The sequence below is a fragment of the Gammaproteobacteria bacterium genome (assembly GCA_015709635.1).
GTDB lineage: Bacteria > Pseudomonadota > Gammaproteobacteria > Burkholderiales > Nitrosomonadaceae > Nitrosomonas.
Genome location: CP054180.1, coordinates 2,151,703 through 2,174,018, shown reverse-complemented (window position 1 = coordinate 2,174,018; position 22,316 = coordinate 2,151,703). Strand labels below are relative to the sequence as shown.

At 48.7% G+C, this 22,316-nt stretch carries 21 protein-coding genes; 11 read left to right on the top strand and 10 right to left on the bottom strand.

What is annotated here, in order from left to right; all coding sequences use genetic code 11:
* Window positions 1-33: 33 nt before the first annotated feature.
* Together rpmA and rplU are read right to left on the bottom strand one after the other, a co-directional pair.
* Window positions 34-291, bottom strand: coding sequence for a 50S ribosomal protein L27 (gene rpmA, locus HRU78_10325; protein ID QOJ23994.1), 258 nt, complete (start codon window positions 289-291; stop codon window positions 34-36).
* Between the two features lie 10 nt (window positions 292-301).
* A complete protein-coding gene (gene rplU / locus HRU78_10320) occupies window positions 302-613 on the bottom strand; it encodes a 50S ribosomal protein L21 (protein QOJ23993.1) in 312 nt (103 codons plus the stop codon).
* 146 nt (window positions 614-759) lie between these two features.
* Here rplU and ispB point away from each other — a divergent pair, with 146 nt between their 5' ends.
* From ispB to HRU78_10295, 5 genes are all read left to right on the top strand, one after another.
* On the top strand, window positions 760-1,728 hold the full coding sequence (gene ispB / locus HRU78_10315) for an octaprenyl diphosphate synthase (GenBank protein ID QOJ23992.1): 969 nt from the start codon (window positions 760-762) through the stop codon (window positions 1,726-1,728).
* Window positions 1,729-2,114: 386 nt separating this feature from the next.
* Window positions 2,115-2,342: a hypothetical protein gene (locus tag HRU78_10310; protein QOJ23991.1), complete on the top strand. Its 228-nt coding sequence runs from the start codon at window positions 2,115-2,117 to the stop codon at window positions 2,340-2,342.
* A gap of 10 nt (window positions 2,343-2,352) precedes the next feature.
* The gene (locus HRU78_10305) at window positions 2,353-4,005 is read left to right on the top strand and encodes a two-component sensor histidine kinase (protein QOJ23990.1); all 1,653 of its coding nucleotides are present in this window, start codon (window positions 2,353-2,355) and stop codon (window positions 4,003-4,005) included.
* The gene (locus HRU78_10300; GenBank protein ID QOJ23989.1) at window positions 3,996-5,408 is read left to right on the top strand and encodes a sigma-54-dependent Fis family transcriptional regulator; all 1,413 of its coding nucleotides are present in this window, start codon (window positions 3,996-3,998) and stop codon (window positions 5,406-5,408) included. The genes HRU78_10305 and HRU78_10300 overlap by 10 nt, the downstream gene beginning before the upstream one ends.
* Window positions 5,409-5,991: 583 nt before the next feature.
* Window positions 5,992-6,399, top strand: coding sequence for a hypothetical protein (locus HRU78_10295; GenBank protein ID QOJ25012.1), 408 nt, complete (start codon window positions 5,992-5,994; stop codon window positions 6,397-6,399).
* Between the two features lie 85 nt (window positions 6,400-6,484).
* On the opposite strand, the gene HRU78_10290 is transcribed toward HRU78_10295, so the two are convergent.
* The 4 genes from HRU78_10290 to HRU78_10275 all read right to left on the bottom strand — a co-directional run bounded on the left by HRU78_10290 (window position 6,485) and on the right by HRU78_10275 (window position 14,399).
* Window positions 6,485-7,858: a porin gene (locus HRU78_10290; GenBank protein QOJ23988.1), complete on the bottom strand. Its 1,374-nt coding sequence runs from the start codon at window positions 7,856-7,858 to the stop codon at window positions 6,485-6,487.
* Between the two features lie 176 nt (window positions 7,859-8,034).
* A complete protein-coding gene (locus HRU78_10285; GenBank protein QOJ23987.1) occupies window positions 8,035-11,874 on the bottom strand; it encodes a translocation/assembly module TamB domain-containing protein in 3,840 nt (1,279 codons plus the stop codon).
* A 5-nt stretch (window positions 11,875-11,879) separates the two neighbouring features.
* Window positions 11,880-13,616 carry an outer membrane protein assembly factor gene (locus HRU78_10280; GenBank protein ID QOJ23986.1) on the bottom strand — a complete coding sequence of 579 codons (1,737 nt, stop codon included), beginning with the start codon at window positions 13,614-13,616 and terminating at the stop codon, window positions 11,880-11,882.
* A gap of 405 nt (window positions 13,617-14,021) precedes the next feature.
* Window positions 14,022-14,399, bottom strand: a complete 378-nt coding sequence (locus HRU78_10275) for a glutamyl-tRNA amidotransferase (protein ID QOJ23985.1) — start codon at window positions 14,397-14,399, stop codon at window positions 14,022-14,024.
* A gap of 626 nt (window positions 14,400-15,025) precedes the next feature.
* Between HRU78_10275 and HRU78_10270 the strand changes: the two genes are divergently transcribed.
* The 4 genes from HRU78_10270 to HRU78_10255 all read left to right on the top strand — a co-directional run bounded on the left by HRU78_10270 (window position 15,026) and on the right by HRU78_10255 (window position 18,693).
* The gene (locus HRU78_10270) at window positions 15,026-15,733 is read left to right on the top strand and encodes a Crp/Fnr family transcriptional regulator (protein QOJ23984.1); all 708 of its coding nucleotides are present in this window, start codon (window positions 15,026-15,028) and stop codon (window positions 15,731-15,733) included.
* A gap of 63 nt (window positions 15,734-15,796) precedes the next feature.
* Window positions 15,797-16,204: a DUF4398 domain-containing protein gene (locus HRU78_10265; GenBank protein ID QOJ23983.1), complete on the top strand. Its 408-nt coding sequence runs from the start codon at window positions 15,797-15,799 to the stop codon at window positions 16,202-16,204.
* A gap of 18 nt (window positions 16,205-16,222) precedes the next feature.
* Window positions 16,223-17,026 (top strand): OmpA family protein, encoded by an 804-nt coding sequence (locus tag HRU78_10260; GenBank protein QOJ23982.1) that lies wholly within the window; start codon window positions 16,223-16,225, stop codon window positions 17,024-17,026.
* A 251-nt stretch (window positions 17,027-17,277) separates the two neighbouring features.
* Window positions 17,278-18,693: a dihydrolipoyl dehydrogenase gene (locus HRU78_10255; protein ID QOJ23981.1), complete on the top strand. Its 1,416-nt coding sequence runs from the start codon at window positions 17,278-17,280 to the stop codon at window positions 18,691-18,693.
* Between the two features lie 64 nt (window positions 18,694-18,757).
* Here the strand turns inward: HRU78_10255 and HRU78_10250 are convergent, their stop codons facing one another.
* The 4 genes from HRU78_10250 to HRU78_10235 all read right to left on the bottom strand — a co-directional run bounded on the left by HRU78_10250 (window position 18,758) and on the right by HRU78_10235 (window position 20,984).
* Window positions 18,758-19,150, bottom strand: coding sequence for a transposase (locus HRU78_10250; protein QOJ23980.1), 393 nt, complete (start codon window positions 19,148-19,150; stop codon window positions 18,758-18,760).
* Window positions 19,151-19,686: 536 nt separating this feature from the next.
* The gene (locus HRU78_10245; GenBank protein ID QOJ23979.1) at window positions 19,687-20,199 is read right to left on the bottom strand and encodes a transposase; all 513 of its coding nucleotides are present in this window, start codon (window positions 20,197-20,199) and stop codon (window positions 19,687-19,689) included.
* A gap of 87 nt (window positions 20,200-20,286) precedes the next feature.
* Window positions 20,287-20,670, bottom strand: coding sequence for a transposase (locus HRU78_10240; protein QOJ23978.1), 384 nt, complete (start codon window positions 20,668-20,670; stop codon window positions 20,287-20,289).
* Between the two features lie 47 nt (window positions 20,671-20,717).
* Window positions 20,718-20,984, bottom strand: a complete 267-nt coding sequence (locus HRU78_10235) for a transposase (GenBank protein ID QOJ23977.1) — start codon at window positions 20,982-20,984, stop codon at window positions 20,718-20,720.
* A gap of 13 nt (window positions 20,985-20,997) precedes the next feature.
* Here HRU78_10235 and HRU78_10230 point away from each other — a divergent pair, with 13 nt between their 5' ends.
* Together HRU78_10230 and HRU78_10225 are read left to right on the top strand one after the other, a co-directional pair.
* Window positions 20,998-21,399, top strand: a complete 402-nt coding sequence (locus HRU78_10230; protein ID QOJ25011.1) for a hypothetical protein — start codon at window positions 20,998-21,000, stop codon at window positions 21,397-21,399.
* Window positions 21,383-22,279, top strand: coding sequence for a relaxase/mobilization nuclease domain-containing protein (locus HRU78_10225; GenBank protein QOJ23976.1), 897 nt, complete (start codon window positions 21,383-21,385; stop codon window positions 22,277-22,279). Before HRU78_10230 ends, HRU78_10225 begins: the two co-directional genes overlap by 17 nt.
* The last annotated feature ends 37 nt before the right edge of the window (window positions 22,280-22,316 follow it).

Sequence of the window (22,316 nt, the reverse complement as noted above, 5' to 3'; positions counted from 1 at the left end):
GGGGCCTTCAAAGTGGTCAAGTGATTTGTTTTTTTATACCGGTATCACGCTTGCTACTTTACGTTTCAATGCGCCTTTGATACTGAAATTCACTTTTCCCGCTACTTTGGCGAATAAGGTATGGTCTTTACCGATACCGACATTTTCGCCCGGATGAACCTGTGTGCCGCGTTGTCTGATGATAATCGATCCGGCTGAGATCAATTCGCCGCCGTACCGCTTAACACCGAGCCGTTTTGAATGTGAATCGCGCCCGTTTCTGGAACTTCCGCCTGCTTTCTTATGTGCCATTTCTTACTCCTTAAGCTGAAATACCGGTGATCTGTATTTCAGTGTAATTCTGCCGGTGACCTTGATGCTTTTGATAATGCTTGCGGCGGCGCATCTTGAAAATGCGGATCTTGTCGTGACGTCCTTGACCGAGAACCGTTGCACTTACCTTGGCGCCACTGACGAGCGGCGTTCCCACCGATACTTTGTCGCCATCCGCTACCATCAATACCTGATCGATAACGAGTTCGCTGCCATTTTCCGCTTTCAGTTGCTCAATTTTCAGCTTTTCACCCACTTGAATTCGATATTGTTTACCGCCGGTTTTTATGACCGCATACATATTAAGCTCCATGCTTCCCTTTTACAGAACCGCGAATTATACATAAATAACCCTTGATTGTGGTGGAAAATTTCGCGCATTTTATCTTTATGCTTGACACTTGGGTGTTGTCATTTCTAACATAGCGTTTTCTTCAAGGTATTATTGTGTCAATCGAAAATATTAGAAGCTTCATCGCGCAAGATATGGACATCGTCGACGATGTCATCCGCGCAAAACTGCATTCCCATGTTCTTCTGATTCGCCAAGTCAGCGAATATATCATCAATAGCGGAGGCAAGCGCTTACGTCCCGCGCTGGTGATCCTATCGGCGGGTGCTTTTGGTTACCAAGGCAAATTTCACTACGATCTGGCTGCGGTTGTCGAATTCATTCATACCGCCACGTTACTGCACGATGATGTTGTCGATGAATCGCAACTGCGGCGCAATAAGGAAACCGCCAATGCATTGTTTGGCAACGCGGCCAGTGTTCTGGTCGGGGATTTTCTCTATTCCAGAGCATTCCAGATGATGGTGGAAGTCGACAATATGCGCGTGATGCAAGTGTTAGCCGATGCGACCAATACGATTGCCGAAGGTGAAGTTCTGCAATTGCTCAATTGCCGCGATCCGCAAGTGACCGAAGAAAATTATCTGCAAGTGATCCGTTATAAAACCGCCAAGCTGTTCGAAGCGGCAAGCCGCTTAGGCGCGATTCTCGGCAACGCCGCACCGGAAGAGGAAAATGCCATGTCGGTTTACGGCATGCATTTGGGTACCGCTTTTCAACTCATCGACGACATGCTCGACTATACCGGTAATAATCAGGACATCGGGAAAAATTTGGGTGACGATCTGGCCGAAGGTAAGCCGACATTGCCGCTCATCTATGCCATGCGCGTCGGTACAGCGGAACAAGCCGGTATAATCCGCAAGGCGATCGAGGATGGTGGCAAAGACGGCTTCCAGCCGGTTCTGGAGGTCATCCAGAGAACCGCTGCGTTGGATTATGCACGTAAATGCGCCGAGGCTGAAATTGCCACCGCAACGGCCGCGATAGCCTCCTTACCGGATTCGGAAAACAAAAAATGTCTGATGCAATTGGCGGACTTTGCGGTTACGCGCAATCATTAAAATAAACAGGAATAACTGCATTGAGTGTTCGCTGCCGATAGCCGCCTTCCGGCGAGGGTCTTTTCTATTCCATCCCGCTTATCAAGTTCAGTATTTCTTCAAATCCGGCGTGTGAGCGGCTTGCGTTGCTGCTGCTTTTTGTGACCGTCATCTGAAATTTCTCGGATCATTAATAATAGTATTGATTCGATGAAAATATCACTCTATATTTTATTGATAAGCCATAAAAACCCGGTTAATCGATAATTTGCCATAACGAAAAATTGCTATGCTCGATCAGCGGTGGCAAATAAAATCCGGTTTGTTATATCCCTGACTTGCAACAGTACAAGGAGGGGAATATGGGATAAATCAGATAAATGCCATAGGAAGTATTTGAAATCAATATGGGAAAGTTAATTTTTTACCTGCTGATAGCACTGTTGATTTACTGGGTGGTCAAAATCCGCATACCCAAACAAAAAGACGATGAATCTCCACCGGAATCCGTTGAAGACATGGTGAATTGCGCACAGTGCGGTATTTATCTGCCGAAAAGCGAAGCGGTCAGCAGTCATAAAAAGTATTTTTGCAGTCACGAGCATTGTAACTTGTATTTAAAATCTTCTTCTTGAGCTGATTTTTGTGTTAACTCCGACATATTCATCACAAACTAAACATTCAATATTCTGGCCGCTGGATTGTGCTGCGGCGGCAACCGGTTACACCGATCAACATTGGCGTTCGCTTCATTATTTCAATTGCTTTCGCTTAGTGATCGGCTGCAGTTTGCTTATTGTTTTTTGGAAATCCGGATTCACCAATCTCGGTTCGTATCATTACCCGCTGTTTTTATATGCCGGTGCAGGCCATGTGCTGTTTAGTGTTTTATTTATGTTGTTTATCCGGTTGCGTTTTCCCGGCTTTAATCAGCAGGTGATTATCCAAGTCATCAGTGATATCGTTTTTTTCTCGGTAATGCTTTACGCCAGTGGCGGCTTGCCAAGCGGTCTGGGGGTTTTGTTGCTGGTATCGCTGACAGAAGCGGGATTGATCAGTCGTGGCCGCCTCGTGTTATTTTTTGCTTCCGTCGCAACGATTAGTCTACTGCTACAAGAAACATATTCTTCATGGACAGTTGATTTTTATTCTGCACAATATTCGCAAGCGGGCTTATTGAGCATGGCGTATTTTGCCGTTGCTTGGCTGGCGCATCGTTTGGCCAAACATTCCTTGGCCAGTGAACAGCTTGCCGAGGAACGCGGTATCGATCTGGCCAATATGGCACAGGTCAATCAACTGGTTATTCAGGATTTGCAAGAAGGTGTTCTGGTTGTTGATAAGCATGGCTACATCCGGCAACGCAATAGCTACGCAGAGCGTTTGCTCAATTTAAATCCATCTGCGGAAAAATCACCATTGCTTAAATTATCGGCTTGCATGCCGGAACTGGCTACCCGGCTGACGACTTGGCAAGGTGATAGCAGCATTAACTTTGATTTGCTGCGTTTGGGGAATAATAACGCCTTGGTACGGACACGCTTTCTTCCGGTTCAAGCGGATTGTCGTAATGGGGTAGTGATCTTCCTCGAGGATATGGGTCGTATACAAACGCAGTTGCAGCAGTTGAAGCTTGCGGCATTGGGACGGCTGACTGCCAATATTGCACATGAAATCCGTAATCCGCTGTCGGCGATCAATCATGCAGCCGAATTACTGGAGGAAGAGCAGCTTGAAAATGATACCGATCCGCGGTTAGTGCGCATCATTTGCGACAATACCCGGCGCTTGAATAAGATCGTTCAGGATGTCCTACAGCTTAATCGGCGCAATATCGCAAAACCGGACCTGTTCGATCTGCATGAGTTCGTGCAAAAATTTCTCGAGGAATTTTGCCATGCGGAGAAAATCAACGGAAATGCTTTTGTATTAAAGAACGATAACAATCATATGATTAGTTTTGATCGTGACCATTTGCATCAGATATTGTGGAATTTATGCCGCAATGCGTGGCGGCATTGCCGCCAGCAAAACGGCAGTATTCATGTCGGATTGTCCGCATCGGCGAATGAAAATAATGTTTGCTTGGATATCGTGGATGATGGTGCGGGTGTTGATCCGCAACAGATAAAACAGATTTTTGAACCATTCTTTACCAAGGCTGCTGGTGGTACCGGCTTAGGTTTATATATTGCACGCGAATTATGTGAAACCAATCAGGCTTCATTGGGTTATATTGAGGAGACTGGCGGCGGGCATTTCCGGATTATTTGCAAAAGCGATCAGCCATGTCTATAGATAGCGAACGGATTGCCAATCCTGATCGAAAAACTGCTTCTCCACATATTCTGATTGTGGACGACGAGCCCGATATCATCGAGCTGCTTGAGCTGACGATCGCTCGGATGGGAATGGATGTTTCCAGCGCAAAGTGTGTTCGTGACGCTATACAGCTATTGCAATCGCGGCAGTTTCAATTGTGCCTTACCGATATGCGGTTGCCGGATGGGGAAGGATTGGAGTTGGTACGATATATTGCGCAGCATTGCGCCGATTTGCCGGTGGCTGTCATTACGGCGCATGGTACGACGGAAAATGCCGTGGCTGCACTTAAAGCCGGAGCTTTCGATTACCTGCCCAAGCCGGTTTCGTTAAAACAATTGCGGGATCTGGTCAAGTCCGCTTTAAGCTTGCCGCCGATGCAATCCGAATCGGCATCGCAAGTGTCGCAGCAACGTACATTGTTGGGGGAATCGCAGCCGATGCGCCAATTGCGCGCGACCATCGACAAACTTTCACGGAGCCAGGCGTCGGTTTATATCAGCGGGGAGTCCGGTAGCGGTAAAGAGCTTGCGGCAAGAATGATTCATGAAAAAAGCGCGCGCCACAAACAGCCTTTTGTTGCCGTGAATTGCGGAGCTATTCCGGAAAATTTGATGGAAAGCGAGTTTTTCGGCTACAAGAAAGGAGCTTTTACCGGTGCCGACAAAGATCACGACGGCTTTTTTCTGACCGCGAACGGCGGTACTTTATTTCTGGATGAAGTCGCCGATTTGCCGCTGACGATGCAGGTCAAATTGTTGCGGGTGATTCAGGAGAAACAAGTCAGAAGGATTGGTGAAACTCAAGAGAAAAGTGTCGACGTGCGTATCATCAGTGCAACGCACAAAAAACTCGGTCAGTGCGTTGAAACTGGGCAATTCAGGCAGGATTTGTATTATCGCCTCAATGTAATCGAACTCAATATGCCGGCATTGCATGAAATGCGCGAGGATATTCCGCTCATCGCGCAAGCAGTGCTTGTGAAACTATGCCGCGAAGCAGGGCGGTCCGTATGCAACTTGAAGAAAGATGCGTTGACCATGCTGATGAACTACGATTATCCCGGTAATGTGCGCGAGCTCGAAAACATACTCGAGCGTACCCTGGCGCTCTGTTTTGATACCGAGATCGGCAAAGATGAGTTGCAACTGCCTCATAAGGCTAGAGCGATCCAAGAAACTTCCATTACCCTATTTCCTGTTGACTTAGGGGCAGGCTTTCCACTTCAGGATTATCTCGACAAACTGGAAAAAGATTCCATTGTCAAAGCGCTGAATGAAAGTCGCTACAATCGCACAAAAGCGGCCAAGACATTGGGAATTACCGTACGTTCGCTGCGTTACCGTATGGAGCGGCTAGGGTTAAACGAGAGAGTGTAATTGGATCTGATCATGATATCGTGGATCCGTATTGCCAAAATTCACTTGGTCGCTACAACCTCGAGAATTTTGCTGAAATTTTTCCTGATTCGATAGACTGGATGTCGTTTTTCTCTTCTTCATCCGTTAGTTTCCTAAATTTTATCAGGTATTAATAGTGACAATGAACTATTCCTGAGTAAAAAAGTCGGATATATTGTTGGAATTAATTTTTGTTTGTGGTACACTGCAGTCTGGTTGAGAAAAAGTCTTATATTTCTTGACCTTAACTAAAAAGGGGTTAATGAACTCATCCAGCGGGAATGATGTTTTTCATTAGCGGATAACAATGTTTATGTTTGTATGAACGCTTAATCTAGCAATAGGAGAAATTTGATATGAAAGTAATTGCGAGGTTTTTTTCGCTCAATATGCGACCGGGGAGGGGATGTAAGATGAAATCAACTGAAATGATTTTTCCAACATACATGAAAGCTTTTCCAACCTATACTGAACGCATTTTGGAGGAATGAAAATGACAACATTTATTTATGACTGGAGAGTACCCATCAAAAAAGTACTCAAATTATCTTCCTTATTATTAATGCTCTCTGTGTTAGTTGCTTGCGCGCAGATGGGCTCATCAGTAGCTAAACCAACAGGTATTTCAAGTAACGATCATGGCGCCTTAGTAAAATATTACGAAGGTGTTGCCAAAGATGCAAAATTAAGGTTGCAGGAAAACAAAAAAATACTTCAGGAATATGAAGCACGTCCTTATTACTTTGGCAGACAAGGCCTGGATGCTCAATCGCATGCTGCAGCAAATGTTCGAGCATACGAGAAAGCTATAAGGGAAAGTCTGATATTTGCTGATTTCCATAGAAAAATGGCAATGGAGCAGCTAGGGCAAAAAAGTAATCAAATTAAGAAAGTAGAAACAAATCAAGATCGTGACTTTACATCGGAGATTTCGGAGTACTCAGAGTATTCTGGCAACAAAGGTCTTTGATAAAGTGACGAACAACCACCGATCTCATTCGGTGGTTGGTCTTTAAAGTCCAAAATCCCTTAGAGAATTAGAATCGTAATCTCACTCAAAAAGGGAGCGTAAAATCCAGTGAAAATAGAATCTGATCTTTATTGCCTGCAAACGGTCTATAAGCAGCTGCACGGTAAGCATCCACCCTGTCATAACGAATATTAGGGCGAATATTCAGTTTCTTTAGAGAATCCCAGCGAAGCTTTAAGGTTTTGGCTATTTTCCAGTTGATCCCGACAGTTGCGGAATAGTAATCCGCCGGTGTAATTGTCACGCTATTGATATCGCCAGCGTAACTTGTCAGTGTGCCATTGACAATATTGGTGGCTGCAGCAATGCGGAAAGGTGACGGATTACGGAAACCGTCCTTGTCGCGAAACCACTCTGCGCGTGCACCGAGCGATACATTTTCAGTCAAATCATAATACAAGTGTGTGACAACACCCATCCACTGAACATCTTTCACCTCATTGGTATACTTTAAATTATTCAGTAGAACGTTGTTCGCAAACCCGTGAACATGGTGTAAAACCAACAAGGTTTGGGGATTGATTTTGTGTTGCAGCACAGTATTGTACATTGCCCAAGACGCACTGCTGTGCATGGAAGTTTCTCCATAGGTACCGGTAACATTGAGTGTCGTTGCCTGACTATCGCTTGTCCATGTGATACCGCCTATACCGCTCCAATTGCCTAACTGTCTGTTCCAACCGCCATCCCACCCGCCGGTAGCGCTGCCAGTGACGGCGCTTCCTGAAACGGTCCAATTATTATTAATAGGATAAGTGGCTTGTAAGCCGGTATGCGTAAAAGGCTCCCCTGCATTGAAAGAATACGCGCGCGTATAGAAAAAGTTATCCGGTGCAGGAACCGTTTCAAAACCGGTTGGTGAGTAAAAATGTCCGATTTTTAGATTAAGGCCGTTCTGGCCAATCGGCACATACACTTCAAGAAAAGCCTGCGGCAATGCAATATCATAAAATTTTGTCGAAGCGCAACACAAACTAAGATCCCAAGTACTTCTTTTCAATGGTTCACCGGAATTGACATCAAAGGTTGGCACGCCGAAAGCTTGTGTATAAATAGCATCTGTTCCAAACATAAAATCAACTCGTCCGCCGATATCCCATCGATTGGTTTCGGATATGACCGGGCGTTTTACGAATAAATTAAATTGATTCAATTGGAACCGATTGGCCTGATCGGCAAAAGCGACAGGGCCGTTGAAACCGCTGTTTTGGCTCGGATTGAATGTTGCACCGCCATGAACCCAACCACCCAGTTCTATTCGCTTATCTTTTAAAAACTTTCCTAAATCAGTAGTTTGAAAAGTACTCGAATTGCTGGCTTGAAGAACGCCAGAATGAATGATAGTTAAAAAAAGGATGCTGCTTGTTACAGTAAATAATAGCTTCTTTGAGTATGTCATCTGTGAGTCGGGATAGGGATAATGTGGTACAACGAAGAGTGCATAGTATTCTATTCAAGGACTGCAATTATCGCACAAGATAAATTTGTATTCCTCGATTGAATCAGAATATGGTTCGAATTGATCTTCTTTATTGGCGAGTTTGTGGCCTCGATGCGTCAACCGGTATCGTACGTTCAATCAAATTGGATGGTGTAAAACAAATCGATCGCGCTGTCCTCACCGGCCTGGGTGACGACGGTGACTTTGGGCGTCAGATTGTAGGTCAATTTCGTAATACCCATGGTCGTGGCGGTTAGGCTGCGTTCGTAGCTCAAGTAGGCGCGCGACGAAATACGTTTACCGATCACGCCGATCTGCCCGCTCAATGAACTGCCAACACCGGCTTGTTTGAACGTGATTTCGTCGACACCGAGCGCTTCTGTGATTCGATCGGTGATGCCGTTGCCGGATTGGCCGCCGAGTATCGATCCGGCGGCTGATAGCAGCACCGAGGTGTCGAGGCCGCTGGTATCGGGTTTTCTGCCCAGTACGATCCAGGATAATTTCTCGGTGTCGGGGACATCCGGCGTCGATACCAGTTTCACACGCGGGTGGCGTACCGATCCGGCAATTTCGACACCGGCTTCAACTGCCAGACCTTCCCGCACTGCCAGCACATTCAAGTTGGGATCGTCGAGCGGGCCTTGGAAGCTGACGATACCGCGTTTGACCGTCAAGTTCTGGCCGTATGCTTTGAATGCGGCATCTTGCGCGGCGATGGTGCCGGTGAGTTTGAGTTGCTGCTGGTTGTCATTGCGGACTTGCAGTTGTCCGCTCAAGCGGCCTTCCAGACCGGACGCGCGAATATAGAATTTCTCACCCAGATTGAGTGCCATATCCAGATGCAACGGCACTTTCTGCGAACGCTGTGACGCAGAGGTGTTCACCAGAACAATATCATCCGGCAGTCCCGGGCGGCCTTCCGGCGGTTGCATGATCAACCCGGCGTCGGCACGTAAATCGCCGCTGATGCTGAGACGGTCTTTCTGCCAGCGGGTTGCGCCGGTTCCGGAAGCGGCAATCCAGTAATCGGTCTTGTGCGCGAGCGGCAGCTGGTCGATGGTGAAATCGAGCTGGCTCGGGTTACCGGCCAATCCGATCTTGCCGGCAACCGTCAGCGAACCGGCTTCGCTTTTCAGTGCCAGTTCGCGGAACAAGCGCTTATCCGGCGGCGGTGCATGCGGGCTGGTGAAATGCAGCCGGTCGATATGCAAATCCGCTTGCTGAAAATGCGCGTCCAGGGTGCCTTGCTGCAGGCGTATTCCCTGTTCCAGCAAAGCCAGGCTTAAGCCGGTGCCGGACACCTTGCCGCTGATGTCGGGTTGTTGCAGTGTGCCATGAATACCGGCTTCAATCCGCAATTCGCCGTCGCTATGCAAGTTACCGCCGAGCAAAGGATTGAGCGATTTCAGGCTGGTGATGGCGGCGCGAATGTTGCCCTGCAGCGACGATCCCCGGGAGATGGACCACTGCGATTGCGTTTGCTGCAATGGCAGCGTCATATCCGCCGTCGCGATACCGAGTGCTGTGCTGTTCAATTCGAATTGCCCGGACAATTTTCCTTGTGCGGCGGTTGCTTGCAGTTGCAGCTTTTGCAATCCCAGCGGTTGCGGCAGGTCGCCGGGTAAATACCAATCGCCGCGCTCACGATGGATGAGCAATTCACCGGTCAGGTGCGCGGCGGAATCGAAATGCCAGCGGCCACCCAATTGCAACGGAATACTTTGTGTGCGCTGCGGTGCGCCGGGAAGCAGCGCGATGCCGGAAAAATTGCCGCGGGTTTTCCAGCTCTGCGGTGTCCAGTGTAATTGCTCGATGCGAGCCGAACCGCTGGAAATCGACAAACTGGCGTGTTCTAAGGAAAACGAAGCCGTGCTGACTGTTAACGCTGCCGGTGCCAGCAACTGAATCGGCATATTGCCGGTGGTTGAAAGCTCGGTCAGTTGGCCGTGCCACTGCAGCGGTTGACCGGATTTTACGTGGCTCAAGCCACCGTTAGCCGCCAGCCGGAAGGCGATATCCTGGTTGAGATCGGCTTTGACCGTCAGGTGATGGTGGTCGGTTTTGCCGTCGAGGGTGGCGATCAATTGCTTGATCGTTGCTTGTTCATGCGCATGGTAAGTGTCGACAGCAATATTCAGCGCAACAGTATCTTTGTGCCACCGCGCGCTGGCGGATACGCCGGAAAGTCGTTGCTTGCCTGGCAAACCCAGCCGCTGGCTGGTGAGCTTCCAATCAAGATCCGGCGCTTCGATGCTGCCGCGAAAAGTAAGCTGGGTGTGCAGATCACCCGACAGTCCCAATCCCAATTGCGCCAATGCCGGTGCATTCACCGTCAGTTGCACATCGTGTTGCGAATCATCGATGCGGCCTTGCGCGTGTATTTGGTTCGACCCGGCCAGCAATTCGGCTTTGCCGCTGAACCGGCCGATACCGATCAGGGCAATTTCGCCCGAGCCGCTGACCGGCGATTTCGCCAGTCGGCTTTTTCCGATCGCATATTTCAGGGTGCCGGTCACTTCCGGAGTCAGATGGCCGGATAACTGCAGCGTGGCGTTCAGATCGGAATCGACCGTTTGCATGAAGTCCGCGCTGTTGAAGCGAACCAATTGTCCCGATAACTCAAACGGTTGTTCCTCAGTCAGCCGCAACCGGCCTTGACCGGTTAAACGCGATTGGTTGCGCTGCAAATTGAATCGTTCAAGCTCGAATTGATCGCCGCTACGTGCCATGTCAGCGGTCAACCGCAACGAGCGGTCGCGTAGATCAATGCGTGCGGATTGTTTTCTCGTATCGCCGGAAAGCGCGATGTTGCCGGAGATTGCTGCGGTTTGCAGGCGGCTGTCGATTTGCCGCGGATCAAGCTGTTCGACTGCCAAGTTTGCGGTGAGAACATGCCGATTCCTGTCCCAAGCCAATTTGCCGCGTACCGTGCCGTTCTTGCCCAGTTGCGTATGAAAATCCGGCAGTATCAATAATTCCGGCGTGACCAGTACGTGCGTATGGATGGTGGAAACCGGAACACCATTGTGATCGAGCGGTGCAGTCGCATGATTTTCAATATGAACAGTGCCTGCCAATTGCCTGACTTCGTTTTGCGCCAGCTGTACTGACAACGACAGCTTAGCCTGCGGTGCCGCGGCCAAGAAATCGGCCGGGTTCCACTGTTCCGCGATGACATTTAAGTGAATTATCGGATTCGCAGTAAAGGGTTGCAGCTGCGCTTGCAGTTCCATTTTCGCTGCGGGTGGTTTGTTGACGGCTTGCACCGAGAGTTGTTGCAGATTACCGGAGATAATTGCTTCAATGTCGCCCCATGAGCCGGCGGCCGTCGCATCGATGCGGGCGGACAACGCGAACGGCGCGTTGCCGTCGAGCTCCGCCTGCGACCGGACAGTTGTCCAAGGTGTCGCAAAATTCAATTGTGTGAGCCGGTGATGCCGGCCATCGCTGTCCAGTGCCAGCGCCAGACCGGATATTGCGGGCGTGGCGTTTTCCAGCGTTGCTGCATTGAAGTGAATCGCATCGACAGTCATGGCTGCAAGCGATAATCCGAATGGTAACTGCAGGCTTTCCGGTGCTGACTTCGGCGACGATTCGGTCTCAGTCGTATGGTGATCGATATGGATTGCCGCCAACGCCAACCGGTTGATGCTGATCCGCCGGTGCAACAATTGCGCTGGATTCCAATCGATGCGGAGGTTGTGCAACGTGAGTTTCAGGTCATCGTTTCTGAACTGAATATTCTCAATGTGCAGGTCTTGCAGCGTGCCGTGCACACCGGTCAGTTCGATCGTAGCGCCGTGCCAGCGATTGACGGCTGCGGCAATCCATCGTAAGCCGGATTGGCTGTGCAATAGCCAATAACCGGCAGTTATCATTAATGTCAGCAAAAGAAACAGGCTGCCGGCCAATTTGCGGTATTGCCGTGCGTGTTGTATCGGTGATGGGTTTTCGGTCTGCTGATTGGTCATGTTGTTTAAAAGGCTACAGCCATTGAAAAATGCACGCGCAGCGTGCCGGTTTCGTGGCCGCGCGCCAGATCGAGTGCCAATGGGCCTGCCGGACTGCGCCAGCGCACTCCCGCGCCATAACCGAGAAACATGCGCATGTCTTGCCAACGGTCAGCCGCGCTGCCGATGTCGGTAAACGCCGCTGCACCCCATTGTTGCGTCAGCCAATGCGTATACTCGGCGGTGCCGGTCGCCATCACCCGGCCGCCAACCACGGCGCTGCCTTCGTGCACGCCGATGCTTTTAAAATCGTAACCGCGTACCGATTGAATGCCGCCGGCGCGAAACAGATATTCCTGCGGAATGCCGAAGCGCGACGACGCTAATGTGTAGCCGACCTCAGCCCGCAGGAAAAATGTATCGCGCGATCCCATCGGCCACCAGCTCTGATGGCTGGCATATGTGCGGATAAAATCCTGATCCGACAGCAACAGCTGGCTGCCGCCGCCGATGCGCACTTCGGTGATATCGCCGCGCCGGACATTGACCGGATTGTCGACGACCAGCCGCCGCCAGCGCCAATCCAGTACCAGCGCTTTGTTGACCTGATCGATCGCGCCATCGGGTTTTTTATGCTCGCGTTGCCAATTCAAACCGAGTTGTATGACTGTCGTCGGCGTTTGGTAATTGCGTGTCACGCCGACTTTTTGCACATCGGTTTTCAGGCCTTCGATATCCGTCATCTGCAGGCTGGCGCTGAGCGAATGGTTAATGCTGTTCTGATCGGGCAGCGTGTCGATCCCGGCTAGAAACGTTTGCCGCTTTTGCTCCAGCCGCAGCAAACTGGTGAGATTCCAGGCGCGATCGAGAAAATTATAATTGCGGTAATTGACTTCGCCGCGCGCGCCATTGTTGGAACTGTAGCCGGCGCCGAAGGCGAAGCGCTGCGGCTGAGCTTCCGTCAGCGCCACTTGAACCGGCGCTGCAAGATGTTGTGCGGTATCCTGCGCGATACTGATCGTTACCGTGCTGAATTGCGGCGCTTTTTGCAGCGCGATTTGATATTGGTGCAGCAGATCGCGCCGATACACATCGCCCGCCTTGAACGGTGCAAGCCGTGTGACCAGTGCGGTTTCATAGCGCTGCAGGCCGGTGACCTGGATGCTGCCGAAATAAAACACCGGCCCGGAATCAATGGTGACGACCAGATCCGCGCGTGCCTTACCCGGATCGACGCTGGCTTGGCTGTTGGTGATTGTCGCGGTGGCGAATGCCTGCTCCGTGAGATTGTCGATCAGCACCGACTTTGCGTGCTCCCAATCAGTGGAACGGAAAGGTTGATCGGTCGTAAGTGGCCATGCAGCACGTAACTGCTCGATGCGTTTACGGTGTTTTTCATCGCCATTGACGATGTCGCCGGTAAAATCAATCGTTACCGAGCCGACGCGCGTCAATTCACCGGGTTCAATCGAAATCACCGTGGTTTTGGCTGGGGTCTGAGCCTGCTGTGCGGTGGTAACTGTGGGGTTGAAGTAACCTTCGGTGGCGAGTGTGTCGCGAATCTCCTGTTGTACGCGGTGCAGAAAAATCAATTCGTCGTAGTTACTGGCAAACGGCTCTGTTGGCAAGCGGATATATTTTTCCAGCATTTCCTTGACCGGATCCGGTGCCGACAACGTGACGATGGGCTGGTTGCCGGGTGAGCTCGGTATTTCCAGTGCTGCCGCGGTGCGTGGAAAGATACCGGCAAACATCAGCAGCATAAGCAAATATAACCATAACCGGATTTTGCGAGATATCGTGAGCAATTGAAAATGAAGATGAGTAATTTTCCCGCGCTGAGGAAAGTTTGCTGTCGTTGTTGATATTGATCATATTGAGACCAGGACCAGTTGAAGGGTTCCTTCAATCGGAAAATAGCCAAAATTTACAGGATGGCAGGTATTTGGTTATCTACATAAATTCCCTTTTAATACAGCTTTCTATCTCTTGTGGGTAAGAATCTCTGGCGCTGTTGACTGTATTGGAGAGGCTCTAGACTAACAGATTGTCTCTGCTAGCCTAGAGCCTTGGAAAAATACTGCAAGTGAATATAAGCAAACCTGCCTCTGCAGGGTTACGCAGTTAGGCAATTCGCAAACTGCAACCCAAGCCTGCAGAAATCCGGTTTAACGAAATTCCTTGTATTTCCGCCACCCTCCAAACTGAGTTATTTCTTGCTTTCCTTCGCATAGATAAGATTCTCCAAGTATTCCTAATACTTCCCGGTTATCAGCTAAAAGGATTTTTCCAACGGAAAGCCCGGCCGGTTCACGGCTTAATAATTCACCGATATAGGATGGGTTTATGCTCCATATTTCCAAGGATATTTGCTTTCCTTTTGCGCAACGTTGCATCGCGGGGTATTGATCGTTAATAGACCAAAGCCGATAGAGAGGCGCGGTTAATGCCTCTTCCACAAATACACCGCCTAATTCAAGAAGATTATGGTTTAACTCCAAACCTCTCATCAGCGTTCCATTCACGGCAAGTTCGATTCTCATCATTATTGGATCCTTGTTCTGTGTCGGTGGTGGCTTTTATTTGCTTGTGTTTACTGGATTTCTTACGCCAACCTGACACGATGCTTATAAAACAAAAAAGCATTTAGCTTGATTATCTATAAGATATTGAAATAAAAATAGTATTCTTATTTTTCTTAAACTTCTAATTCTTGGTATTTCTATAAGGTGTGTGATTACTATGCCAATATCTCCCTGAGTACGATCTCTCTCAACTTCTGGCACTAACTAAGAAACTATGTGCGGTACCGCACATAGTTTCTTAAAAAAAACACTATAATGAAAATAAACTTTAATCATAAATGCTGCTCTTAAAACAGTATAACGTGTGAAATTATACAGTTGTGACTGCTGCAGATAGGAGGTATTCATGATTATCAAAATGAAGTTGTATCTGCGCGATAGGCTACACATACAACATTGTCCGTCCAGCATTAATGCAGATGATCTTTGGTGAAACTCTTTACAGGTAAAGTGAGAGGTTACGCTACTCGCCTTCCTTCCGAATTGTTTCATATCACCGAATTAATTTAACCGGAATACTGTTTCTTAAAAACGCTCTGACTATTGCAGTCATACCGTTTAGTTCTTACAGATAGGAGGTATTAATTATGACTGATATACACGATCCACAACAGAATAAGCTGCTCAAAGCACTACCTATAGCAGACTACGAGCGTATTTTTACCCACCTGGAACTCATCCAAATGTCTCCGGGTGAAATTTTATATCACTCGGGAGAGAAGCTACAGTACGTTTACTTCCCGGCAGATTGTTTCATGTCGCTGCTCTACGACACAGAAGATGGAGCAACCACGGAAATTGCGTCCATCGGTAATGACGGTATTGTTGGCGTTGCTATTTTCATGACTGGTGCAGCGATGCCTTATCGGGTAATAGTGCAAAGTACCGGCTATGCTTATCGGATGTCACAAAATCTGTTGATGGAGGAATTTAGACGCCATGGTCCGCTCTATCATAAACTGCTGAGCTATACTCAGGTTCTTATTACTCAAACAGCACAAATGGCTGTTTGCAATCGATTCCATAAGGTCGACCAACAACTCTGCCGCTTTTTGCTGCTAAGCATCGATTGGCTTCCGACCAATGAATTGTCAATCACTCAGGAATTGATCTCCAATATGTTAGGTGTGCGCCGCGAAGGTATTACAGAAGCTGCTGGAAAATTGCAGCAGGAAGGATTGATCCATTGCAGGCGAGGCCACATTGCCGTATTGGATCGGGAAGGATTGGAAGCTCGTTCTTGCGAATGTTACCAAGTCGTTAAGACGGAATTTGAGCGCCTGCTTGCCGCCTAGTCTTCCTGTTTGAATTCAAAAGTACTAAATACTCATTCAACAATGATAGGGAGGCTTAATTCGATGGATAAGAAAACATTGAAGACTGTCAGTTACATGAAGTTACATCTAATGATACGCATGGCGAGTGTATTAGTGTGTTCTGCAATTTTTCTGGCAAGCTGTGAAAGTATTCCGGCGCCTACTGAGCAATTAGCGACCTCCAGAGCTGCAGTTGATACCGCACTCAGTGCTGGAAGCAATGAACTCGCCCCATTACAACTCAAGTCCGCAATCGATAAGTTGGAAGCTGCCGAGCGCGCTATGGGTGATAAAAATTATGTCGTTGCCCGGCAACTTGCCGAAGAAGCGCAAATTGATGCTCAATTAGCGGAAGCAATGGCTCGAACCAATAAAGCACAAAAAGCTGCGGATGCGTTGCAAGAATCCAGTCGTGTGTTACGCCAAGAGATTGATCGCCAAATCCAATAATCTTTAACGGAGCTTATCATGCAAAATAATTGGTATGTGTTTATGATCCTGATTGTTCCTGCAATTATTTCTGGTTGTGGCTCAATGCCGAAAAATCAGTCGCTTACTGAAGCGCATAGCAATTACAACAAAGCATTGACAAATCCACAGGTCACCGATATGGCTGCGCTTGAATTAAATGAAGCAGGCAAATTCTTGGATAAAGCAGATGCTGCCTTGAATAAAAGAGAAAGTGAAATCACAGTGAATCACCTTGCTTATATGGCAAGCCAGCAAGTTGCAATTGCGCAGGAAATCGCCAAAGCGAAAGTTGCTGAAGCAGCGATAAAAAATGCGAGCGTAGCACGTGACCGGATTCTTCTTAATGCAAGAACGGCTGAGGCCGAAGAGGCGAAAAAACAGGCTGCAGAGGCCAAGAGACAGTTAGAGGAATTAAAAGCAAAGAAAACGGATCGTGGTTTGGTGATTACGCTGCAGGATGTATTATTCCGCACCAACATGGCTCAGCTCGAACTCGATGGATTGCGTACCGTGCACAAGTTGGCTGATTTTCTCAAACAATATCCTGAACGCAATGTGTTGATCGAAGGGCATACCGACAGTACCGGCAGTGATAGCTATAATCAAATGCTCTCCGAGCGTCGTGCCCAAGCCGTGCGGATGGCTTTGCTGGACAGCGGAATCAGTAGTGATCGTATCGCTGCGCGAGGGTATGGTGAATCTTTTCCAGTGGTCAGTAATGATACTGCTGAGCATCGCCAATTAAATCGGCGCGTAGAAATTATCTTATCCGATGAAGGCGGTGTCGCTACTCCGCGCTAACAGCGCCTCTTCGTGCGGTCAAGATAGGATACAAGAGAGTTTTTTATAAAAAAGTAAGGCTCTAAGCTGGCGGATATAATCTGCAGCCTAGAGCCTTACATGTTATAGCTTCCACATTGTTTCTTGTAGTCATTTTGTAATTCCTATAATTAATGGACCCGAAGCATAATGAGTATCGCAGTATTTGAGTCAAATTAATTTACCTGAAATGAAAACTCAAATCTGGTACATCTTTTTATAAAGGAAATACCATGAATGGAATACTGGATGTCGCAATTATCGGGGCAGGCAGTGCCGGGCTTGCCGCGCTGCGTGAAGTCAGAAAACGCACACAGCGTTTTGTGATCATTAATGACGGACCATGGGGCACTGTTTGCGCCCGGGTAGGTTGCATGCCGTCCAAGACATTGATTGAAGCGGCGAACGCCTTTCATCGCCGCAATACTTTTGCGGAATTTGGCATACAGGGCGCTGATTCTCTCGTATGCGACATACCTGCCGTGCTGCGGCGTGTACGGCGGCTGCGCGATGATTTTGTCGCAAGCACAGTAAAAACCACCCAGGATTTGGGCGAGTGCGCCATTTCCGGACGTGCACACTTACTTGCGCCGGGCAGGTTGAAAGTCAATGGGCAGGAATTGCATGCGCATAACATCATCATTGCCACCGGATCGAGTCCGGTTATACCCATACCTTGGAACGCGCTGGGAGAACGGCTGTTGACCACGGATACATTATTTGAGCAGGAAACTCTACCCGCTCGAATGGCGGTATTGGGTTTGGGGCCCGTCGGTATCGAAATGGCACAAGCACTTTCCCGGCTCGGCATTGAGGTAGTTGGATTGGGCAGTAATCCGGCAATTGCCGGATTAACGGATCCGCAAGTTACTGCAGTAGCGATAGAATTACTGGGGCATGAATTCCCTCTTCATTTGGGAGAGAGAGTTGAATTAACAGATGCCGGTGACGGATTGAAAGTATGCGCCGGAGCAACAGCGATAGCGGTCGATCGCGTTCTTGCCGCACTAGGGCGGCGCCCTAATATCGGCAACTTGGGCCTCGAAATGTTAGGTGTTTCACTCGATGAGCATGGTATGCCGCCGATCAATCCCGAAACCCTGCAAATAGCCGATCTACGCATATTTATGGCGGGTGATGCCAATGATCAAGCACCGCTATTGCATGAAGCCGCCGACGACGGGTATATCGCCGGATTTAATGCCACACGCTCCGTGCCGATTTGCTTTAAGCGCCGTACATCGCTGACGATTGTCTTCGCTGATCCGAACATTGCAGTCGTGGGTAGTCGGTATCAAACACTCGATCACACAAAAACATTAATTGGTGAGGTGCGTTTTGACCGTCAGGGGCGTGCACGCACCGGTCAATACAACAAGGGTATTCTGCGTATTTATGCCGAGGCGGAAGGCGGGCGGCTGCTGGGTGCGGAAATGTGCGCACCAGCAGGGGAACATATGGCACATTTACTTGCATTGGCGATAGATCATTCTCTTACCGTGCGGGATTTATTGCGTATGCCCTTTTATCATCCGGTTCTGGAGGAAGGGTTACGCACAGCATTGCGCTCATTGGCGGCGCAACTGTCCGCCGGCGATGAATCCGACCTGGCTACGTGCGGCGAGTTTAATATGGAGGCGCTCGATTGACTGGGGTACTTGCAGACGGTGTTCATTGTCATATTGTCTCAACGGCCTGTTGAAAAAGCCAGTTTTATGCCGAGACTGCTTCATGTGGAAAAAATTTTGGTATGCGTCTAAAGTAATTTAGATAATTTTGTACTTTCAATATTTCTTCTCGGAGAGACAGATATTTTTTCAAAAGCCAATAAATACTTGGCGATTGCTTGACGATTCGCTTAATGTTTTGGGCCATTGCGGTCATCAGAGCCTGAATCGATACTTTCTGTAATCCCCGGTAACGGGCACGTCTTAGTCCGTGAAACTGCTTGGCTTCAGCGAATAATCCTTCGATCGTCCATTTGCGCAATATCATCTTGCTGATAAAAGCTCTGGTTTCTTGCCGTACACGAACCTTGTCAATTTCATGCTGATGTGGACTTCGATAGACAAACCGAGCCCTGTTTTGGCCGACTCGGGTAAGCAATCTGCTCGCCTGGGGCACTGGCGACAGTGCCCGCCAGTGATTCGGTATCGTTTGATCATCCCGTTATCCAATTTCTCATAAGGGTGAGAAAATACCCCTCTGGACATTGGTATCGATCAGTCTCACTGTGATACCTGAACTCAGTGGGCGTAAGTTTGCCTTTGCCAAGACGGGCATCGTGCAGCGGTATATAAGTGCGTATCTTGCGTTGCCTAAACGCACTATAAGTTGGCCCCGACCATATCCACGATCAGCAATCACTTCTTGAACATCAAAACCCATCTCATTACATAAATAGTCGATTCTGTCAGGGAGTATGGGGCCCTCATGAGTAGAGCCCGTCGTGGTATAACAATCAGTAATAATCCGTGTCTTTACATCAGCACTATAGTGAACCTTGTACTTAAGACCACCATCAGTACCTTTACGATAGACCATAGTGGCATCTGGGTCTGAGGCACTGACATGAGTCTGATTAGCCACTCGGCGTTTGCGTTTTCCATGCTGAAAATCATGATACCGCTTCTCATACTGCTTTAAAAAACTCTGGCATTAGGATCAGCATTCTCGCGCTTTACCAGGGAATCCATGGAGGCATTAGCCTTCACGAGCGTCGCATCAACAACAATCTGCTTGCCGGTGAATCGACCCTGCTTTTGCCATTGCAGCAACATCAGTTTAAATATTTGCTGGTATCTGGATTCTCCCATTCTGTCTCGTATACGGGTTAATGAGGAGTGGTGAGGTACAGACTGGTATAGGGGAATCCGGCAAAACCAACGATATGCCAGATTCAGGTGAACATCACGGCAAAGCTGACGGTCAGACTCAATCCCAAACAAGTAACTGATCAGCTGCATCCGAAAAAACAATACGGGATCAATGGAGGTTCGTCCATTGTCTACGCAGTAGAGTTCTTCGGTCAGGCCATACAAAAACTCCAAATCCAGTAGCTTATCGACCTTCCTTAATAAATGATCTTTGGGAATAAAGCTCTCTAGATCTATCGTCGAGAATAATTCCCGTTGATGCGTTTGTTTGCCTTGCATTGATCTTTACCGGTGGTCGATAGTGAAGTCTATTTTATTATCAACTCAACGTAGTATCAGAGGTTCTTCAACAGGCCGTCTAGATTACTACACTTCATCTATCACATTCAACGTTCGGAATCGTCTGCCACAGTACAAAGTATCATGCATGAAATCCAGTGCCCAGCAGCAATTCGGTGCGTTGGCCAGCCCCAGCGGTTGCCGAGGCCGATCCGGCAATCTCTTCCTGCATCGCCGAGGCATGTTCAAACCCATATCGCAATATACCCGATGTACGCGTTTCTTGTTCCAGCAGCGACCGTCCAACCGTAGTCTGGCGAAGCACTTCCAGAATCCCCAGCGCCCATGCCGGGTCACGATGGCATTGAGCGCATCAATCACTTCGGCATCCCGTTCGGATGCCAGTGCCGGCTTTTTGTAGTACGCCGCCCGCGACAGGCCGGCAATCTGACAGGCGCGTATAATCGACAATCTGGTTTGCACCAACTGCTCGGTTACTTCGCGCCTGGCCGGCGGCGTCAGAACTTTCGGTTTAGAACATCCTTGATCGCTGCATTCTCCAGCGCCAGATCGGCATACATGCGTTTGAGCTTGGCATTCTCAGCTTCCAGCTCGCGTAATCGCGTAAGCTCCGACACCTGTACGCCTGAGTACTTGCTCTTCCATTGGTAGTACGTGGCGTTGCTAACACCGTGCTTGCGACACAACTCAGACACCGGCATGCCAGCCTCGCCTTCTTTCAGTACTGCAACGATCTGACTTTCTGTAAATCTACTTCTCTTCATGGAAATCTCCGTTATCAGGAGGTTCCGAAATTCTACTGATCTTTGTCTACTTAAAGGGGGAGTTTACGCTTCCCCCTTTTGTCTGAGATTAACACCTGAAGAGCGTGCCACACTTGAGCGTGAAGCTGCCGGACTGCCTTTGGGAGAATATATCCGCAAGCAGGTTTTTGACGAAAATCGTCTCAGACGCCGCACCCGTAATAAACATCCGGTCAAGGATCATAAGCTTTTAAGCCAGCTTCTGGGCGAACTGGGCCGTTTGAGACTGGCTAATAATCTCAATCAATTGGCTAAGGCTGCTAATTACGGCCTGCTGAATCTCACCCCGGAAATTAAAACATCCTTGCTGAATGCCTGTGCCGATATCCGCCATATCCGGGAGGCTCTGATGAAATCCCTTGGATTGGACAGGTAGTTTCCATGATTATCATTGCCCCCAGCGCGGTGGTGCAACCAAGCTTGCCGTGCATCTACTCAATGACCGGGATAACGATCATGTCGAGCTGTATGAAGTTAGCGGTTTTATGTCTGAAACGCTGGACGATGCTTCGCAGGAAGTTCGTGCTCAGGCATTGGGTACGCGCTGCAATCAGTATCTATTCTCCGTCAGTCTCAATCCGCCAGAGGCGGAGAAAGTCGAAACGGACGTGTTCAACTGGGCGATTAGCCGCATCGAAGAACACATGGGTTTAAAGGATCAACCGCGTGTTATCGTCTTTCATGAAAAAGAAGGCAGACGCCATGCGCATTGCGTCTGGTCGCGCATCGATACCCAAGAGATGAAAGCGGTCAATCTACCGTTTTACAAAAACAAGCTCATGGAGATTTCAAAAGAAATCTACCTGGAGCAAGGCTGGAAACTGCCTGCCGGATTGATCGAACGGAGTCAAAGCAATCCATTTAATTTTACGCGGGCGCAGTGGGAGCATGCCAAACGGTTAGAGGATGACCCAAGACTGATAAAAGCAACCTTGAAAGACTGCTGGGCAGTATCGGATAGCAAAGAATCTTTTCAAAACATCCTGGAACAGCGCGGCTACTATTTGGCTAAGGGGGATCGGCGCGGTTTTGTCGCTATGGATTGGCGGGGAGAAGTGTTTTCCTTGTCGAAATGGCTGGATGTCAAAACCAAAGAACTCAAGGAGCGGCTCGGTGATCCCGCACAGCTTCCCAGCATAGAGGAAAAGCCAATATTGATAAGCAGCTTCTTGAGCGTATGCAAAGTTTCACTGCCGAAATCCGAAAGCACAGCCACACTTGTATGGAACCGCTGCTGGAACAGAAAACAAGAATGAAAGCGCGGCATCAAACTGAGCGGGATAATCTTGCTGA

Excerpts from the sequence above, each read along its gene's own strand:
- rpmA (QOJ23994.1), bottom strand. The coding sequence starts at position 291 with ATGGCACATAAGAAAGCAGGCGGAAGTTCCAGAAACGGGCGCGATTCA.
- rplU (QOJ23993.1), bottom strand. The coding sequence starts at position 613 with ATGTATGCGGTCATAAAAACCGGCGGTAAACAATATCGAATTCAAGTG.
- HRU78_10310 (QOJ23991.1), top strand. The coding sequence starts at position 2,115 with ATGGGAAAGTTAATTTTTTACCTGCTGATAGCACTGTTGATTTACTGG.
- HRU78_10300 (QOJ23989.1), top strand. The coding sequence starts at position 3,996 with ATGTCTATAGATAGCGAACGGATTGCCAATCCTGATCGAAAAACTGCT.
- HRU78_10295 (QOJ25012.1), top strand. The coding sequence starts at position 5,992 with ATGCTCTCTGTGTTAGTTGCTTGCGCGCAGATGGGCTCATCAGTAGCT.
- HRU78_10290 (QOJ23988.1), bottom strand. The coding sequence starts at position 7,858 with ATGACATACTCAAAGAAGCTATTATTTACTGTAACAAGCAGCATCCTT.
- HRU78_10285 (QOJ23987.1), bottom strand. The coding sequence starts at position 11,874 with ATGACCAATCAGCAGACCGAAAACCCATCACCGATACAACACGCACGG.
- HRU78_10280 (QOJ23986.1), bottom strand. The coding sequence starts at position 13,616 with ATGCTGCTGATGTTTGCCGGTATCTTTCCACGCACCGCGGCAGCACTG.
- HRU78_10275 (QOJ23985.1), bottom strand. The coding sequence starts at position 14,399 with ATGATGAGAATCGAACTTGCCGTGAATGGAACGCTGATGAGAGGTTTG.
- HRU78_10270 (QOJ23984.1), top strand. The coding sequence starts at position 15,026 with ATGACTGATATACACGATCCACAACAGAATAAGCTGCTCAAAGCACTA.
- HRU78_10265 (QOJ23983.1), top strand. The coding sequence starts at position 15,797 with ATGGATAAGAAAACATTGAAGACTGTCAGTTACATGAAGTTACATCTA.
- HRU78_10260 (QOJ23982.1), top strand. The coding sequence starts at position 16,223 with ATGCAAAATAATTGGTATGTGTTTATGATCCTGATTGTTCCTGCAATT.
- HRU78_10255 (QOJ23981.1), top strand. The coding sequence starts at position 17,278 with ATGAATGGAATACTGGATGTCGCAATTATCGGGGCAGGCAGTGCCGGG.
- HRU78_10245 (QOJ23979.1), bottom strand. The coding sequence starts at position 20,199 with ATGCAAGGCAAACAAACGCATCAACGGGAATTATTCTCGACGATAGAT.
- HRU78_10235 (QOJ23977.1), bottom strand. The coding sequence starts at position 20,984 with ATGAAGAGAAGTAGATTTACAGAAAGTCAGATCGTTGCAGTACTGAAA.